This is a genomic window from Yersinia sp. KBS0713, from assembly GCF_005937895.2.
Lineage (GTDB): Bacteria > Pseudomonadota > Gammaproteobacteria > Enterobacterales > Enterobacteriaceae > Yersinia > Yersinia bercovieri.
Genome location: NZ_CP042173.1, coordinates 3,793,006 through 3,811,134 on the forward strand (window position 1 = coordinate 3,793,006; position 18,129 = coordinate 3,811,134).

The following is an 18,129-nucleotide window of genomic DNA, read 5'->3' on the forward strand; positions in this document are numbered from 1 at the left end:
TAAGTACCCAAGGGAGAGCTGTCATACTATTTAACTAGTACAACAGCTTATCATAACCTCAGATATAGCCAAAGAACTTGGCGCTACAGGTAGGCCGGCAACTCATTGAGTCCCGAATCACTGACTCCAATACATGATTCGGGTGCTGCAGCGCCGCTAACACCGCCGTAGCGCCAAGGATAACGAAAATCCTCAAAGTCATTGGTGTTGCGGCAAGGCAGCAAGCGAGCAAATCCCGATGAGCTGACATCAGTCAGTGATTCGGGTGCTGCAGCGCCGCTAACACCGCCGTAGCGCCAAGGATAACGAAAATCCTCAAAGTCATTGGTGTTGCGGCAAGGCAGCAAGCGAGCAAATCCCGATGAGCTGACATCAGTCAGTGATTCGGGTGCTGCAGCGCCGCTAACACCGCCGTAGCGCCAAGGACGAAGAGGATCAGTAGCGCCGCTGCCACTCGGCATCACTCAACACCTTCGTTGGGCGATTCATAAAGTGGCGATAAAAAGCATCATACGCCAACACATTTTTCACATAGCCACGGGTTTCGGAGAAGGGAATACTCTCGATAAATGCCACTGCATCAACCTGTCCGGCACTGTTGCCTAGCCAGGTATTGACCCGTGATGGACCCGCATTATAGGCCGCACTGGATAGAATGCGGTTGCGCCCGAACTGTTGATAGACCTCTTCCAGATAGCTGGTACCAATCTCAATATTCTTGACAGGATCGAGCAACTGGCTGCTATTCACATAGCCACTGATATTATTCAGTTTTACCGTGTGTTCTGCGGTGCGCGGCATCACCTGCATCAGCCCAGTTGCGCCGACCGGTGATTGTGCTTTCGGGTTCCAGGCACTCTCCTGACGCGCAATCGCCATGGCATAGCTTGGGGTGATCCCTTTGCCGTCTGTCGCCTGACGGAACTCCGCCGGCCATGCCAGTGGGAAGCGCTCTTCCAGATGATCCCACAGCTTGGCGACGATGGTCGCCTGTACACTGAGATCGGCCCACTTCTGGTTAAACGCGTAGCGGGCCAGTGCTTCCTGTTCAGGTTTACTGCGGCTAGCGACCAAATAGCTCCACTCGTTGCGGGCCAGATTATCCATATTCCAGTACATCAACTCGCGCACTCGGGCGATTTCTGGCCGCTGTGCCAGCGAGGCATCGGGTTTGGTGGCAATCTCGACATTAATCGGATAAGGAACCCCCAGTTTCTGGGCCGCCACCATCGGATAGAAGCCACGCTCTTGCATCAGGCCGCGTAAAATAGCTTCGCCCTCGGCTCTCTTGCCCTGCTCCAATAACAGTGATGCGCGCCAGTAACGCCACTCATCTTTATTTTGTGCCTCTGCTGGCAAGCGCGCTAACCAAGCGGCTAAGCCCTGGCGATCGCCACTGCCCAGAGACATGCGGATTCGGCGCTCGAGCAAGGGGGTGGAGTGGCTACGTAATGTCACCTGATCTCGCCATTTGGCTTGATCGTAAGTTGCATCCGCGCCCATTAAACGCCAGGCAACGGCCTCTTCCAGCTCCAGCTTCTCGCTGTCACTCATTTTCTGTAGCCGCGCTAATGTTGGGATCATCGCGCGGGCATTCTCTACGTCCTGACGGGCCAAACGGGTAAATGCAATCAGGGTCGCTGAGCGGGTAAAGTCCGTCGGCCCGACCGTACGGGCGAAGCTTTCAACACTGGCAGGGTCGCTTTGCAGTTTCGCCAGTGCTGTGCCCATGGTCTGGTAATCTGCCGGCAGCTGTTTGAGCAGATAGCTGACCAAACTGGCATTGCCCTCTTTCAGCGCCAGCTTCATCCGCGCCAGTGTCGCCAAGGGTGTTTGATGCCCGGCTTGTTGCCAGACACTGAATAATTTATCGCAGCTAGCGGGGAGTGCCTGACCATTAAGCCAGATTTCACTTGCCCCATCCCAAGCAGCTTGCTGTTCGCCTGTCGCCCATTTGGCATAGTAATAGTTACAGCGGGCGGCAACCGGTTTCGGCGCGGTTGGGCTGAAGGTCAATAACCCGCGCCAATCCTCTCGGCGGGCCAGCTCATTAACAAAGCGGGATGGGAGCGAACTTGCAGGCGGCAATGTTGGGTTACGGCTCAGGAAATCATTAACTTGCGCCGCGCTCACTTGGCTCAAATCTTGTGCTAACTGGCGGTATTCCAGATATGGGTACAGCGGATAGTCACGTAACGTGGGCATTAGCTGCGCCACGGTATCCATCTGATTGCTGTCCCAGGCCAGTTTAACTTGCTGATAGCGTTGTCGTTGGGCATCAAGGGAGTCAGCGGATGCCGCTGCTGAAATCGTCACCAGACACACGCCAATCGCCAGATATCGCCACTTTTCCATACTCACTGTTTCCTCACTGGTTGTTGGCTACTGCATTTCACTTACCGCAACCTCTTGAGTAGCATATGACGAGCAAAGTCATAATTAGTTCCGGCAGCGGGATATACTAACCAAGAGTTTCACTTGATAGCCAGTGATTACACACACTAATGGATTTGTAGGATTAATCTTTTTGAGTGATGATTAAAATCGGCAAGAGTCTTCTATGCTTTGTTGAGGATATTTTGTGCCTTGAAAAAAAGAAACCACAGAATGAAAAATCATATATTTAGTTATAATTCAATAGATTAAAACCAACCCGCTGCCAAATATTTCGTATTTATTATCTCAGATCAAGGCACTGTTTTCATAAAAATCTACTATCCTTGCTTAATATCACTATGCTGTTGTAAATATTTCATTTATATCCAAAGTCATTGACATTGCTAACCTCCGGCAGGGCCGAAGATGAATGGTAATATCTTTGCGGCAAATAAATGAAAGCAGATTGATAGATTGTAGATTTATTCATTTTTAAGAAGGTTCTTTCAATGCAAAACTCATCAGACCATAAATCCGCCTCCCCGCCCCCAGAGGGAAAGGCCTGGTATCAACTTACTACGGAAGAATCTTTGCAGCACTTAAGTAGCCGCGAAGAAGGATTAAGCCAAAAAGAGGCCGAAGAGCGCCTTAAACAGTATGGCCCCAATGCTCTACCGGCTAAAAAAAGTAAGCACCCCCTGCTACAGTTCTTAGCCCATTTTAATGATGTCCTGATCTACATTTTGCTTGCCGCCGCCTTAGTTAAGGGCCTGATGGGTCACTCCGTTGACACCATTATTATCCTTTGCGTGGCAGTCATTAATGCCTTAATTGGTTATGTTCAGGAAAATAAAGCTGAAAAGTCACTGAAAAGCATACAAAACATGCTCTCCAGTAAAGCTGTGGTCATCCGTGATGGCAGCGCACAAACCATTGACGCTCAAAATCTTGTACCGGGTGATATTGTTACGCTGAAACCAGGGGACAAAATCCCTGCCGACCTGCGATTGCTCGAAGCCCATAATCTTCAGATTGAAGAAGCTATCCTGACCGGTGAATCGACCGTGGTGGAGAAGCAGACTGGGGTGATTGAGGACGAATCTGTTATTGGCGATCGCAAAAATCTGCTGTTCTCAGGCACCACTATCAGCGCCGGTACGGCAAAAGGCGTGGTCATTGCCAGTGGCGGCAATACCGAGCTGGGCCATATCAACCAAATGATGTCAGCGGTTGAATCGATTCGCACACCATTACTGCAACAGATGGACCGCTTGGGCAAAGCCATTTTCATCCTGATTTTAGTGATGATGGCATTTTTGTTCGTCTTCGCCTTTATTCTACGGGATCTGCCGGTCAATGAACTGCTGCTGGCGCTGATAAGCCTGGCCGTCGCCTCAGTACCGGAAGGGTTACCGGCGATTATTTCGATCATCCTCTCCCTGGGTGTGCAAGCGATGGCGCGCAACCGCGCGATTATCCGCAAGCTGCCAACGGTAGAGACTTTGGGTGCCATGACAGTCGTCTGTTCCGATAAAACCGGCACATTGACGATGAACGAAATGACCGTTAAAGCGGTGATTTTGGCTGACAACTGCTATCGCGTCACCGGTGAAAGCTACGAGCCGGTCGGCAATATCTACCCAGAGGGCAGCGAGCAGCAAGCCTCACTGGCGGGGCCGTTAAAAACATTTATCACTGCGGTGAATTTGTGTAATGACAGCCAGATTCAAAAGAACGATCAAGGCCACTGGACCATTGTCGGCGGGCCAACCGAAGGCGCATTAAAAGTATTGGCTGCCAAATCGGGGATCGAGCTGGGTCAAGTTGCGCAGCACGGTAAAATTCCTTTCGATTCGGCTTATAAATATATGGCCACCAGCCATCAGGTTGAGTCGGAAAACTGCATCTTCCTGACCGGTGCGCCTGACGTGCTGTTCACTTTCTGCCAGCAAGAGCTGACGGACCAGGGTGTGGTGCCATTCCGCCGTGATTACTGGGATGCCCAGATGACGCGCTATACCCAGCAGGGTTTGCGTATGTTGGCTGCGGCCTACCGCCCAACAGAGCAGACCATCAGCGAGTTAGGCCACAGCGACATCCAGCAAGGGATGGTATTTGTCGGTATTGCCGGCATGATGGACCCACCGCGCCCTGAAGCTATCGACGCCATTGCCACCTGCCAACAGGCCGGTATTCGCGTGAAAATGATCACTGGCGACCATCAGGAAACCGCCATGGCGATTGGTGCCATGTTGGGGATAGGTAATGGGAAAGACTCCATTACTGGCGGCCAGCTGGAGCATATGGACGATAAGGCGCTGGCGGAAGCGGCCGTCCGTTATGATATCTTCGCCCGAACCAGCCCGGAACATAAGTTACGTCTGGTCAAAGCCTTGCAGGAGAAAGGCGAAATCGTCGGCATGACCGGCGACGGTGTTAACGATGCGCCGGCGCTGAAACAGGCCGATGTGGGTATCGCCATGGGCATCAAGGGCACCGAAGTGACAAAAGAGGCCGCCGATATGGTGCTCTCTGATGACAACTTTGCCACCATTGCCCATGCGGTTGAAGAGGGTCGTCGTGTCTACGATAACCTGAAAAAAACCATTCTGTTTGTGTTGCCGACCAACCTGGCGCAAGGGCTGTTAATCATCTTTGCTATCCTGGTGGGTGCGGTGATTCCGCTGACGCCACTGCAAATCCTCTGGATAAACATGGCGACCTCCACCACGCTCTCATTCGGTTTGGCCTTTGAGCCGGCAGAGCGCGGCATTATGCGCCGTAACCCACGTGATCCATCAAAACACGTGTTAGACGGCCACGCTATCTGGCGCATCGCGTTTGTCGGCACCTTGATTGCCTGTAGTGCTTTTGCCCTGGAAGCCTATATGGAGCCGCGCGGCTACAGCACCGAATTTATCCGCACCGTGCTGATGCAGACCTTGGTCACCGCACAGTGGATTTACATGTTTAACTGCCGCGTGATGGATCGCTTCCCACTGAACAAAGAACTCTTTGTCAACAAGGGGTTGTGGTTAGTCTCTGGTGTCCTGATTCTGTTGCAGTTAGCTATTATCTACCTGCCGTTTATGAATACCGCGTTCGGTACCGAGCCATTACCGGCTTACTATTGGGGCGTAACATTGCTGGTCTCTATCGCTATCTTTATCATCGTAGAGATCGAAAAATGGATCATCGGGCGCTTCAAAGGCGCTTCAAGCGTGGTCTGATTTTCAGCAACAATCATCAAGCCCGGCTAATCAGTCGGGCTTTTTTATAAATTCGAGATATTATTTAAGATAAATCTTATATTGCCGATACCACGACTATTATTGCATCAATTAAATCTTATAATGGTATCGCGGCTTACTATTTGTCTGCTGCCATTAGCGTGTCAACCGTGTCGCCCTACAGGAAGCGCAAAAATGAATATCGTCACTTGCGCAATTAACGGCGTCAGTAGTGATAAACACTATCATCCGCTTAAACTGATTACGCCACAGCGTATCTGGCGGGCATGTGCCTCTGTTTTATTCCTTATTTCGCTCCTGTTCACCGCGTTGCCCTTAAGGGCCGCGAATACTCTTAGCCCCGAACTCCTGCATGAACGCAATGATGCCGCCGCCAAAATGGTGCTGGGCATTATCAGCTATGCGCGTTGGCCAACACCGCCTGCGGTGATTCGCTTATGTATCGTGGCTCAAACTGATTACGCTGAAGCGCTATTCAATCCAGCATTGATGCAAACCGCCCATCCGATCAAAACGGCGCGCTACCCACAGCCCGACGCTTCGGTTGCCGCCAGCTGTGATGTGGTTTATCTAGGGCGTGTCACAGTACAGAAGCGGCAGGAACTGGCGGCACTCCTCTCGGGGCACTCGGTGCTTACCATCAGTGAAGATTATGACGAATGTACGCTGGGCAGTGCATTTTGTCTGCTATTGGAAGATAAGCAGGCCTCTTTCAAAGTCAATATGGATGCATTAGCACGCGGTGGGGTTCGAGTTCACCCCAGCGTGTTGCAACTTGCCCGTAAAAAGGCTGACGCATTATGAGTTCAATAAAGAATAAGTCTGCCAGTCAGACCCAACATCACCATGATGCAGCCAGACTCCCCACGCTGGGTCGTGTACTGGGGCGGATTCACTTAACGGTGGCACTGGTTTCCGTGGCCACGGCAGGTATCTTCCTCACTCTGGCGGCACTGTTCGCCCTGCGGGTTTATGCTGACCATAATCTGCATTTAATTGCCCGTTCGATAAGCTATACCACTGAAGCTGCGGTGGTATTTGGTGACAATGTGGCCGCTAACGAATCTCTGTCGCTGATTGCCGCCAATGAAGAGGTGGCCGAAGCAAAAATTCTGGATGTGAATGGTCGCGAGGTGGCGAGCTGGACACTGCCTGATGATGGCCCCATACACTATATGGAGCAAAGTGTTGCCCGCTGGGCGCTACCTCAACCGGTGGTGCTGCCGATGGTTCATTCCGGAAATGAGATTGGCACGATAGTGATTGTCGGCCATGGCGGCAGCTTGCTGCGTTTTCTGCTGCAAGGGCTAGCAGGCTTACTGGCCTGTCTGCTGCTCAGTACTTTGGTCGCGTTAGTTCTGTCACGGCGTATGCTCTTTGGTATCATCGGTTCACTGAACCAAATTACCAAAGTGGCCCATAATGTCAGCCGCAACCGCAGCTTTGGTCAGCGAGTCCCGTCGGCCAAAATTGCCGAGCTAAATGAGTTAAGTAATGACTTCAATGGCTTGCTGGAAGAGCTGGAAGTTTGGCAAAAACATCTGACGCAAGAGAATGACTTCCTCGCCCATCGGGCGGCACACGATAGCCTGACCGGCCTGGCAAACCGTGCCTTTTTTGAAGGCCGCTTAAGCCGCACACTCAATGATTGCAAGTCAGACCAACACGCTGCCGTTCTTTTCCTGGATGGCGATCGTTTTAAAGAGATCAACGATAGCTATGGTCATGCGGCAGGTGATGTGGTGCTGACCACCATCGCTGACCGTATTCGTGCCCTGCTACGTGAAACCGATTTAGTCGCCCGCTTGGGTGGGGATGAGTTTGCCGTGTTACTGGCACCTATCCACGAAACAGATGATGTGCTGATTATTGCTAACAATATCATTGAAAGCATGAGTCAACCCATCATTCTGGCGGATGGGATTGAAATTACCACCTCGCTGAGTATTGGCATTGCGATTTATCCTGATCATGCACAAACACCCGAAGAGCTGCTACAGCGGGCAGATGAGGCGATGTATCACGCCAAGAAAAACTTCCAGTCCAGTGGCGGAAGAGCTATTGCTCAGCCATCGGATATTACTCTCACAGAAAGCTTAGGGTAGGTGACATGCAGGGATTGAAAAATAGGGATCTGATCAGCCGTATCTGGCTTAGTTTTTTTGCTATCTGCTTATTGGTACTGGCGGGCTGCCAGACCAAACCAGCAGGGCTGAGTGCTGAGCAAATTGCCGCATTACAAGAGCAGGGGTTCAAGTTAACAGATAACGGCTGGGAGTTTGGTCTGGCCAATAAAGTGCTGTTTGACAGTGATGTCAGAAAGTTAAATCCGTCAGGTGTGCAAACAGTACAAAATATTGGTAAAGCATTAACGGCCGTAGGCATCACCCATTTGCGGGTTGATGGTCATACCGACGCTATGGGCGAAGATAGCTATAATCAGCAGCTCTCCTACCAACGGGCGGCGGCGGTCGCGGATACCCTGACAACCATCGGCATTCTAAGAAAGAATATTGATGTTCGTGGTCGTGGCAAGCTCGAACCCGTCGCCGATAACCGCACCGCCAAAGGGCGGGCGGAAAACCGCCGTGTCGCGATGATAGTCACCGCGCCATAACCCTTTTTTGTTTTCCGGTTTACGTTGGTAAACCGGTTTCTGCATTTATCCCGCGAAATCTGTCGACACAGCTCGACTATCCACTTTGGATACTGGTTCGTAGAATCCAAACGGGCTACACTCCGCATCAGAGATCACTACTAATAGAGAGGCAGACGCAACGTGGCTCAATACGTCTATTCCATGCATCGTGTCGGCAAAGTCGTTCCGCCGAAACGGCATATTTTGAAAAACATCTCCCTGAGTTTCTTCCCTGGGGCCAAAATTGGTGTACTGGGCTTGAATGGCTCCGGTAAATCGACCCTATTGCGCATTATGGCTGGCATCGATACCGATATTGAAGGTGAAGCTCGCCCACAACCTGGCATCAAAATTGGTTACTTACCGCAGGAGCCTAAGTTAAATCTTGAGCAAACGGTACGTGAATCAGTTGAAGAAGCGGTTAGTGAAGTCAAACGTGCACTGACCCGTTTGGATGAAGTTTATGCGCTATATGCCGAGCCTGATGCTGATTTCGATAAACTCGCTAAAGAGCAAGGTGAGCTAGAAGCCATTATCCAAGCCCAGGATGGCCATAATCTGGATAACCAGTTAGAACGTGCTGCTGATGCACTGCGTCTGCCACCTTGGGATGCCAAGATTGCCAACCTGTCTGGTGGTGAACGCCGACGTGTCGCCATCTGTCGCCTGTTGTTGGAAAAACCAGACATGCTGCTGCTGGACGAACCGACCAACCACTTGGATGCAGAGTCCGTGGCATGGCTTGAGCGCTTCCTGCACGATTATGAAGGTACGGTGGTCGCTATCACCCATGACCGTTACTTCCTCGATAATGTGGCGGGTTGGATTCTGGAGCTGGACCGTGGCGAAGGTATTCCATGGGAAGGCAACTACTCCTCATGGCTGGAGCAGAAAGATGCCCGCCTGGCGCTGGAAGCCTCTTCTGAAGCTGCACGTCGCAAATCCATTGAGAAAGAGCTGGAGTGGGTTCGTCAGAATCCAAAAGGCCGTCAGGCGAAAGGTAAAGCACGTCTGGCTCGCTTTGAAGAACTGAACAGTGTCGAGTATCAAAAACGTAACGAAACCAGCGAGTTATTCATTCCACCAGGCCCACGGTTAGGCGACAAAGTGCTGGAAGTTGAGCATTTGAGCAAATCTTACGGTGACCGCCTGTTAATTGACGATCTGACCTTTGCGCTGCCGAAAGGCGCGATAGTGGGGATAATCGGGCCGAACGGCGCGGGTAAATCAACACTATTCCGCATGTTATCGGGTCAGGAACAGCCGGACTCCGGCACCATTTCACTGGGTGATACCGTGCAGTTGGCCTCGGTTGATCAGTTCCGCGACAACATGGATGACAGCAAAACCGTCTGGGAAGAGGTGTCTGGTGGTCAGGACATCATGAAGATCGGCAACTTTGAAATTCCAAGCCGCGCTTACGTCGGCCGCTTTAACTTTAAAGGGATTGATCAAGGTAAGCGTGTCGGTGAGCTGTCCGGTGGTGAGCGTGGCCGTATTCATTTGGCTAAGCTGCTACAGGTTGGCGGCAACATGCTGCTGCTCGATGAACCGACCAACGATCTGGATATCGAAACCCTGCGCGCACTAGAGAATGCCTTGCTGGAGTTCCCAGGCTGCGCGATGGTTATCTCCCATGACCGCTGGTTCCTTGACCGCATTGCCACTCACATCATCGATTATCAAGATGAGGGTAAAGTGCAATTCTTCGAAGGTAACTTTACTGAATACGAAGAGTGGAAAAAACGCACTCTAGGTGCCGAAGCACTGGAACCCCACCGTATTAAGTATAAGAAAATGGTTAAGTAATCATTAACCTGATTTATTGAGACAAACGGCCTGCCATTGCAGGCCGTTTTATTCTGGAAACCTAACTCGGTAGCGGGTACTCCGCCCTTCCCCCGGCAACTTTTCAATACATTCCCGTTCCAATAACTCTGCGAGATGGCGGGTTGCTGTCGCTTTACTGACCTTGGCGACTTTTTGATATTGAGACGCACTGATACCTAAAGCAAAACCGTTTTCACCGCCATCTAACAGGCGATTAAGCACTTTTATCTGCTCACCCCTCAACCCGCAGTTATTGTGCTTTAACCAGAAGCGATTCTTGGCCAATGTAGAGCGAACTCCTTCAGATGCTTGATTCAAGCTCTGTTCCAGAGTGGCGATAAACCATAGTAACCAAGGTGTGATATCCAGACGTCCACGTTGGCATTGCTCCAAAATAGCGTAATACCCATCGCGGTTCTCAAGGATGGCGACTGACATGGTGTAAAGATGAATACTTTGGCTATCCGCTTGTGATAATGCCATGTCGGTCAGTGCCCTAGTAATACGACCATTACCATCCTCGAAGGGATGCAAGGTGACGAACCAGAAATGTGCTATTGCGGCTCGTAAAAGTGGATCAACCGCGTTATCAATGCGAGATACATTAAACCAATCGATAAACTGTTTTAGTTCCGCAGACAGAACATCGCGAGGTGGTGCTTCAAAATGAACCTTTTCCTTGCCCATTCGGCCTGAAACGACCTGCATCGGCTCCCCCCCTCGCAATTGACCGCTCTTAATAGGATTCAGCATCCATGAATTATGGGGAAACAGCCATTCGTGCCATTGATACAATCGTTCAAGCGTTAAATCCGCATTACATTCATGAATGGCGTCGAGCATGATGTCAGCCAAACCATCAGAACGATCAGATGTCGGGTCACTCTCTGTCAAAGTCATCCCAAGCTTTTTTGCCAGCGATGAACGCACCGAGCGGACATTAAGTTGCTCATTTTCTATTTTTGATGACGCGACAATATTCGCCAAAAGCACATCTAAGGTTTTTAAGGCGCTTTCAGCCGAGGTATTTCCCCTATTTTCACCAAGGAGTTGGCCGAGCTTAAACCGGGTGTTGCGGAGCTGGGGCTGAATAAGCGCCTCATCCCAGTAAAAATGGGGCCACTTCTCATGCTGCCACACCCATAGGTTTTCGTGCATCGTTATCTCCAGAGTTGAGAGTGAGCCGATTAGTCGCCATATTCGGCTCATTTTTTGAGCCGAATAAGCAGTATATTCGGCTCATCAAGACATTGCCAGCCCTTGCATGTAATCCTCAAATACCGGATGACCCATCACCACATCAATAAAGCAGCTCAGCGCGGGTGAGTTTAATTTGCGGCTTGGATAGACCAAATAGAGCTCATTGCCCTCGGCTTGCCATTGGGGCAACACTTCAATTAGCTGGCGGCTCGCCACCACGTCACGGCTTAAAAATGCGGGGAGTAGCGTGATCCCGCCACCTGCGAGGGCGCATTCGCGGGCATACAGCAGATTATCCGTGACATGCTGCACTGGCACTTGCCAGCGATAAAACTCACCTTCACGGCGCAGGATTAGCGCCTGCCAGGCGCGATGGGCAATACAGTGGTGCATCGCCAATTGGCTGGGATGAGACAAGGGTGGATGCTGTGCCAAATAGTCTGGCGCAGCCAACAGGTAGCGTGGTGCATAGCCCAATCTGCGGCCAATCAGTGACGAGTCCTGTGGCTTCCCGGTGCGCAGCGCCACATCAAAGCCCTCCTCCACCAGATCCACCATGGTATCCGACACCAACACCTCCAGCAGCACATCCGGATATTGCCGCTGAAAATCGGTCGCCAGCCGCGCCAGCAAGGTGGCACCTAATCCTGCCGGCGTTGAAATACGCAAGCGCCCACTGGGGTTATCTTTCAGCCGTTGCAGTGCCAGATCTGCGCGCTCAGCCGCGTGTAACATCTCTTGGCAATGCACCAAATAGCGCTCACCGGCAAAGGTCAGATTCAACTGACGGGTAGTGCGGTTGATCAGCCGAATCCCTAGACCTTGCTCTAACTGACTGATGCGCTTACTGACACTCGACTTCGGTAAACCGGCCATTTCAGCCGCGCGGGTAAAGCTGCCACACTCTGCGACTCGCGCGAACAGCGCCATATCCTGCAGTTGCTTAAACATGATTGTTTACCTCAGACGAACACTGCGTTAGTGATTGTCCATCTTATCACTGCCATCAGATAGGTCTAGACTCCATCAATACGCTAAACAGGAAGATAAAAATGACGATGAAAGCTATTGCCGTGAACCCACAACAACCCGCTGATTTTATTGAAATCGCGCTAGATCTGCTTACCCCCGGCCCCTTTGATCTGCTGGTTGAAGTCAAAGCGGCATCCATCAATCCGGTTGATACCAAAGTGCATAGCAGCTTGCAGAAAAACGGCCTGCAGCAGCCACGAATTCTGGGTTGGGATGCAGCCGGAGTGGTAGTCAGTGTCGGCGAGAAGGTCAGCGATTTTCGTGCTGGCGATGAGGTTTGGTATGCCGGTGATATCACCCGCCCCGGCAGCAATGCCAATCAGCAATTGGTCGATGCCCGCATTGCGGCCCATAAACCCCGCACTCTCAACTGGGCGCAGGCCGCCGCGCTACCATTGACCGCCATCACCGCCTGGGAAGCACTGTTCGAGCACCTGAACATCCAACATGCCAGTGCCGAGCAAAACTTGCTGATCATCGGTGGCGCGGGCGGTGTCGGCTCACTGGCTATTCCATTGGCCGCATTGCGCAGTCCGGTAACCGTGATTGCGACCGCATCACGGCCAGAATCAGCCGCCTGGTGCCGTGAACGGGGGGCAGATTTGACGGTAGATTACCGTGACCTGAAAGCGCAGTTAGCAAAAGAAGGTATCGATAAAGTAGATTATATTCTCTGCCTGAATGACACTGACGGCCACTGGCCCGCTATCAGCGAACTTATCGCGCCACTGGGGCAGATCTGCACCATTGTTGAGAATGAAAAACCCTTGGATCAGAATCAGTTAAAGCTAAAAAGTGCGGCCTTGCATTGGGAGTTTATGTTCACCCGCAGCATGTACTCTACGCCAGATATCGCCCAACAAGGGGAGATTTTACAGCAGGTGAGCCAGCTCGTGGATGAGGGCAAACTGCAAGGAACCCTGAGCGAAACACTGCACGGTCTGACGGTAGAAAACCTGCATACTGCCCATGCACAAGTGGCAAGCGGGCATATGCAGGGCAAGATAGTGATTGCTTACTAAGGTTACTCTTCCCGCGCTTCAGCCAGTACTGAAGGGCGGGCAAGACGTTGCAGGTCGGCGGCCAGGAGCTGCTGAACCAACTCGACACAGCGTAGGAAACGCGCGTCATAATCTGCCGATTCAACATGCACATATTCAATATTATTGCTGCGCAACATCTGCTCCAGCAAATGCTGAAAAGCTTTGCGGTCACGATCACTGCCAAGGCTACGCAGCCCATCGGCGACCCATGGCGTGTTGTTCTCCAGCAAGATAACCAGATCAAAGCGGTATTCATCAATCAGCGCCTGCACAAAGGGGTGCTCGCGCCCCTCATATTTTTTGCAGAATGCCTGGGTGGTGACAAAATCGGTGTCGATAAAGGCCACTTTATTAGCATATTTCACCGCAAAATCCACGTACTGCGCTTGCCCTAGTGCAATCTTGTCATAATCGGAATATTGCAGCGCCATCTCATCGCCGCCAAGATGAGAGAAAACATAGTCGCGGCCATACTCCCATGCACTGGTGGTATTGAAGATATTGGCTAACTTATTGACCAAAGTAGATTTTCCGCTGGATTCGCCCCCCAATATCGCCACGGTACGAACAAAAAAGGGCTTCACCTCTGTCGGAATGTAGTCCCAGTAGCGGAAAGGATCGCGGCGGATTTGGCGGCCACTGATGTTCATAAATGAGCGCTGTGGATCAATCAGGATGGTTTCGATACCTAACTGCTCGCGGTAACGTGGCGCATCCTGACTTTCGCTGGAGTAAATAAAACTGGGGACGATACTCTTTTCAGCCATGAATTTTTTGACGCCACGGCTCCAGACATCCCAACCATGGGGATAAGGTTCAATGCCATGCTCATCAAATGAGTGAATATGGATATTTTTCTGATATTTAAAGGTTTGTAGCAACCAGCGCAGGCGGTCACTGACCGTGGGCTGCTGTGACATCGAACTGTTTTCGAACAGCTCGCGATCACGGGGTTCATCGTGACACAAAATGACATGCAACTCGTCGACCTGGCTACAGGCGCGCTGGATTAAAAAGATATGACCGGTGTGGAGCGGGTAAAATTTACCAAACACCACACCCACTTTTTTCTCGCGGCGTGGGAACTCCAACTCCAGAAAACGGTGTAAAGCTTCCAGCTTTTGCGCACTGGGGCTTTTGATTTTGTCATTGAGTAGCTGGCTTAAATACCCCTTGGTCATGCCGCTGGCTTCAGCCACCTGCTGTAAGGTACAGCCTTTCTGCTTAATTGCTGTTTTGAGATAGTCGAACTGCAGCATGCCGCCTCCTTGTTTAGTGCGCTAAACAAAAATAACACAGTATGCTGCGAGATTCGTACTACTAAATGCGCGGTTACAAATCTTCCAAAACGGCCAAAGCATCAGCCAGTTTCTTCACGCCGAAAACCTGCATATTGGGCAGCGGTTTCTTCGGCATATTAGCGTAAGGCACAATAGCGCGCTTAAAGCCGTGTTTAGCGGCTTCGGAAATACGCTCCTGACCACTGGGCACCGGCCGGATTTCACCCGCCAGCCCCACTTCACCGAACACCACCAGATCTTGTGGCAGCGGGCGGTCACGCAGGCTAGAAACCAGCGACATCAGCAGCGCTAGATCGGCGCTGGTTTCCGTCACTTTCACGCCACCGACCACATTGACGAACACGTCCTGATCCGACATCTGCAAACCGCCATGACGATGCAACACCGCCAGTAAGATCGCCAGCCGGTTCTGTTCCAGCCCGACCGCTACCCTGCGGGGGTTAGACATCATGGAGTGATCCACCAGCGCCTGGATCTCGACCAGCAGCGGGCGTGTCCCTTCCCACACCACCATCACTGAACTGCCCGCCGTCACTTCATCCCCTCGGCTAAGGAAGATAGCCGAGGGGTTACTGACCTCCCGCAGACCTTGCTCGGTCATGGCGAATACACCTAGCTCATTGACGGCGCCAAAGCGGTTTTTGTGGCTGCGCAGTGTACGAAACCGTGAGTCACCGTCGCCATCGAGCATCACTGAGCAGTCGATGCAGTGTTCCAGCACTTTTGGCCCTGCCAGCGAGCCATCTTTGGTGACATGGCCGACCATCACAATGGCGACACCACGCGTTTTAGCGAAGCGCGTCAGATAGGCGGCGGTTTCGCGCACTTGCGCCACACTGCCCGGCGACGATTGGATATCCGCCATGTGCATCACCTGAATGGAGTCGATCACCATCAGCCGTGGCTGCTCTTGCTCGGCAATCAGGCAGATCTGCTCAATACTGGTCTCTGATAGCATATTCAATCCCGCGGTGGGCAAACCCAAGCGGTGGGCGCGCATCGCAACCTGTTGCAGCGACTCTTCGCCGGTGACATACAGGGTTTTCATATTTTCGGATAATTTGCAGAGCGTTTGCAGCAACAGGGTACTTTTCCCCGCCCCCGGATTGCCACCAATCAGAATGGCACTGCCCGGCACCACCCCACCACCCAGCACCCGGTCAAACTCAAGAAAACCCGTTGAGAAGCGCGGTAGCTCGTCCAGGCTGATATCCGATAGTTTCTGTACCCGGCTAACCCCCGTATCACCGGCATAGCCGCCAAAACGTTCAGTTCGTGACGACGAGGAGGAGACCGCCGCCAACCGCACCTCAGTAATGGTATTCCAGGCATTACACGCGCTGCACTGCCCCTGCCAGCGCGGATAATCCGCCCCGCACTCATTACAGACAAATGCCCTTTTTGGCGCTTTAGCCACGATTCACCTCAATCAAATAATAAAACATCCCCAAAATCATTGGCGTTGCAGCCTGTGAACTCATCCCTTTGGTCAGTGATTCGAGTAACCAGCGCCGCTAACAACACTGTAGTGCAGGACGAAAGGGATTAGCGCTCCTCGTGCTTTAGGCTACCGGTTAGAATGCAGAGCACACTGATCAAATCACCGTGACGGATAGCCACTTTCGCTTTCGCATAAACCTTTGGTTTAGCATGGAAAGCCAGCCCCAGACCGGCGGCTTGCATCATTTTCAGGTCATTAGCACCGTCGCCTATCGCCACCGTTTGCGCCACTGGAATATTCAACTTTTCGGCTAGTTTGAGCAGGGTGTCAGCTTTATATTGCGCATCGACAATCGGCCCCAGAACTTTGCCCGTCAGCTTGCCATCTTTGATCTCAAGCTCGTTGGCGGCAACATGCACCAGCCGCAATTTGTCGCGCAGATACTCGGCATAATAGGTAAAACCGCCGGAGGCAATCGCCACATGCCAATCCAGCGCCTGAAGCTTGCGCACCAGACTGCTCAGCCCCGGCATAAGTGGCAGCTCGTCGCGTACCTGTTTTAGGATATTGGCATCGGCCCCTTTCAGGGTAGCCACGCGTTGACGTAGGCTGGCGGTGAAATCCAGCTCACCTTGCATGGCGCGCTCAGTGACAGCGGCCACCTCCTCACCCACACCGGCTAGCTTGGCAATTTCATCGATACATTCAATTTGGATGGCTGTGGAGTCCATATCCATCACCAGCAGACCTGGGGTGCGTAAATGTGGAATGGCCCCCAATGGCGCGACATCAAGACCACTCTCATCAGCCAGCGTTTTAATCCGTGGCGTCAAGCTGCCCGCGAGACGGATAACCTGATAATCCTCCACGCACCAGGCGGAAACAATCACCATTGCCGCACCCAGTTGGCGTTGAAAATCGGTAATGCGCTTTTTATCCAGTTTCCTGCCGTACAACAGCCAACCTGTGTGACCAGCACGATAATCCAGCGGCATAACTTCATCGCCACTGAGTGAAAGTGGCAAACCCGGCCATTGGTAGATCTCCGCGGGAAGATCACAATAGGTCAGACTATTAGACATGAATAACTCCTGTAGAGAACGGGGTAAAGGCAAGACAAAACAGCGCATCAAGCTATCCTATCGCCCTTGCTTCTGGCAACATATACCCTAAATAATTCGAGTTGCGGGAAGGTGGCAACTGAGCAAATCCCCAAGAGCTTACCTTAGTAAGTGACTGGGGTGAACGAGGGCCGTCAACACACCTGCAACTTGAAGGATGACGGGTATAAAGTCACCGAATTCGGCAAGGAACCTGCATGGCCAAGGCTAAATTAAAATTCCGACTGCACCGGACCGCCATTGTACTGATTTGCCTGGCATTGTTAGTCTTGCTAATGCAAGGTGCATCCTATTTCAGCCTCAGTCATCAACTGGCACGTTCAGAACAAGTTGAAGAGCTGGCGAAAACATTGGCGAAACAGGTCGCCTTCAGTCTGTCGCCCATCATGGACAGTGGTGATGACGATATCGATAGCCAGAAGGTCGATGCCATCCTCCAGCAACTGACGCAATCAAGCCGCATTCTGGATGCCAGTGTCTATCAGATTGACGGTACACTCGTGGCCGCCGCCGGTGAGAACGTAAAAGTCCGTGATCGGCTAGCTTTAGATGGTAAACGCCCCGGTAGCTATTTCAACCACCAGATTGTTGAGCTTATCCCCGGCAAAAGCGGGCCAAGTGGATTTCTGCGTATGACGCTGGACACCCATGTGCTGGCGACCGAATCCAAGCAGGTGGATAATACCACCAATTTACTGCGCCTGATGATATTGGTCGCGCTGGCCGTGGGCATTATTCTGGCACGTACCCTGTTACAAGGCCGCCGCAGCCGCTGGCAGCAATCGCCCTATCTGCTAACCGCCAATACGCCGGTGAAAGAGGATGAAAGTGAAGATGACGCGCCGGAGTCAGATAAAAAACCTGATGAAAAGTAGTGCCGCGAACAAAGCGGTGAC

14 protein-coding genes are annotated in these 18,129 nt (G+C 51.9%); 7 read left to right on the forward strand and 7 right to left on the reverse strand.

Annotation, left to right across the window (positions count from 1 at the left end; translation table 11 throughout):
• Positions 1-83 precede the first annotated feature (83 nt).
• Together FFE93_RS21595 and sltY are read right to left on the reverse strand one after the other, a co-directional pair.
• On the reverse strand, positions 84-461 hold the full coding sequence (locus FFE93_RS21595) for a hypothetical protein (RefSeq protein WP_186367672.1): 378 nt from the start codon (positions 459-461) through the stop codon (positions 84-86).
• Positions 436-2,355 carry a murein transglycosylase gene (sltY, locus tag FFE93_RS18040; protein WP_005270670.1) on the reverse strand — a complete coding sequence of 640 codons (1,920 nt, stop codon included), beginning with the start codon at positions 2,353-2,355 and terminating at the stop codon, positions 436-438. Before sltY ends, FFE93_RS21595 begins: the two co-directional genes overlap by 26 nt.
• Positions 2,356-2,885: 530 nt before the next feature.
• On the opposite strand from sltY, the gene FFE93_RS18045 reads away from it, so the two are divergent.
• The 5 genes from FFE93_RS18045 to ettA all read left to right on the forward strand — a co-directional run bounded on the left by FFE93_RS18045 (position 2,886) and on the right by ettA (position 10,074).
• On the forward strand, positions 2,886-5,606 hold the full coding sequence (locus tag FFE93_RS18045) for a cation-transporting P-type ATPase (protein ID WP_054872296.1): 2,721 nt from the start codon (positions 2,886-2,888) through the stop codon (positions 5,604-5,606).
• Between the two features lie 195 nt (positions 5,607-5,801).
• Positions 5,802-6,431 (forward strand): YfiR family protein, encoded by a 630-nt coding sequence (locus FFE93_RS18050; protein WP_005270679.1) that lies wholly within the window; start codon positions 5,802-5,804, stop codon positions 6,429-6,431.
• The gene (locus FFE93_RS18055) at positions 6,428-7,732 is read left to right on the forward strand and encodes a diguanylate cyclase domain-containing protein (protein ID WP_032896360.1); all 1,305 of its coding nucleotides are present in this window, start codon (positions 6,428-6,430) and stop codon (positions 7,730-7,732) included. Before FFE93_RS18050 ends, FFE93_RS18055 begins: the two co-directional genes overlap by 4 nt.
• 5 nt (positions 7,733-7,737) lie before the next feature.
• A complete protein-coding gene (locus FFE93_RS18060) occupies positions 7,738-8,244 on the forward strand; it encodes an OmpA family protein (protein WP_054872298.1) in 507 nt (168 codons plus the stop codon).
• A 162-nt stretch (positions 8,245-8,406) separates the two neighbouring features.
• A complete protein-coding gene (gene ettA, locus FFE93_RS18065; RefSeq protein ID WP_032896362.1) occupies positions 8,407-10,074 on the forward strand; it encodes an energy-dependent translational throttle protein EttA in 1,668 nt (555 codons plus the stop codon).
• 48 nt (positions 10,075-10,122) lie between these two features.
• Here ettA and FFE93_RS18070 read toward each other — a convergent pair whose 3' ends face one another.
• Together FFE93_RS18070 and FFE93_RS18075 are read right to left on the reverse strand one after the other, a co-directional pair.
• Positions 10,123-11,253 carry a Fic family protein gene (locus FFE93_RS18070; protein WP_049599857.1) on the reverse strand — a complete coding sequence of 377 codons (1,131 nt, stop codon included), beginning with the start codon at positions 11,251-11,253 and terminating at the stop codon, positions 10,123-10,125.
• 84 nt (positions 11,254-11,337) lie between these two features.
• The gene (locus tag FFE93_RS18075) at positions 11,338-12,246 is read right to left on the reverse strand and encodes a LysR family transcriptional regulator (RefSeq protein WP_005270693.1); all 909 of its coding nucleotides are present in this window, start codon (positions 12,244-12,246) and stop codon (positions 11,338-11,340) included.
• Between the two features lie 101 nt (positions 12,247-12,347).
• On the opposite strand from FFE93_RS18075, the gene FFE93_RS18080 reads away from it, so the two are divergent.
• Positions 12,348-13,349: a zinc-binding alcohol dehydrogenase family protein gene (locus tag FFE93_RS18080; protein WP_032896366.1), complete on the forward strand. Its 1,002-nt coding sequence runs from the start codon at positions 12,348-12,350 to the stop codon at positions 13,347-13,349.
• A 2-nt stretch (positions 13,350-13,351) separates the two neighbouring features.
• Here FFE93_RS18080 and nadR read toward each other — a convergent pair whose 3' ends face one another.
• From nadR to serB, 3 genes are all read right to left on the reverse strand, one after another.
• Positions 13,352-14,629: a multifunctional transcriptional regulator/nicotinamide-nucleotide adenylyltransferase/ribosylnicotinamide kinase NadR gene (nadR, locus tag FFE93_RS18085; protein WP_049599861.1), complete on the reverse strand. Its 1,278-nt coding sequence runs from the start codon at positions 14,627-14,629 to the stop codon at positions 13,352-13,354.
• Between the two features lie 73 nt (positions 14,630-14,702).
• A complete protein-coding gene (gene radA, locus FFE93_RS18090; RefSeq protein ID WP_005270698.1) occupies positions 14,703-16,088 on the reverse strand; it encodes a DNA repair protein RadA in 1,386 nt (461 codons plus the stop codon).
• Positions 16,089-16,216: 128 nt separating this feature from the next.
• Positions 16,217-17,194 (reverse strand): phosphoserine phosphatase, encoded by a 978-nt coding sequence (gene serB, locus FFE93_RS18095; RefSeq protein ID WP_005270699.1) that lies wholly within the window; start codon positions 17,192-17,194, stop codon positions 16,217-16,219.
• A 236-nt stretch (positions 17,195-17,430) separates the two neighbouring features.
• On the opposite strand from serB, the gene FFE93_RS18100 reads away from it, so the two are divergent.
• Positions 17,431-18,108 carry a YtjB family periplasmic protein gene (locus FFE93_RS18100; protein ID WP_032896369.1) on the forward strand — a complete coding sequence of 226 codons (678 nt, stop codon included), beginning with the start codon at positions 17,431-17,433 and terminating at the stop codon, positions 18,106-18,108.
• Positions 18,109-18,129 lie beyond the last annotated feature (21 nt).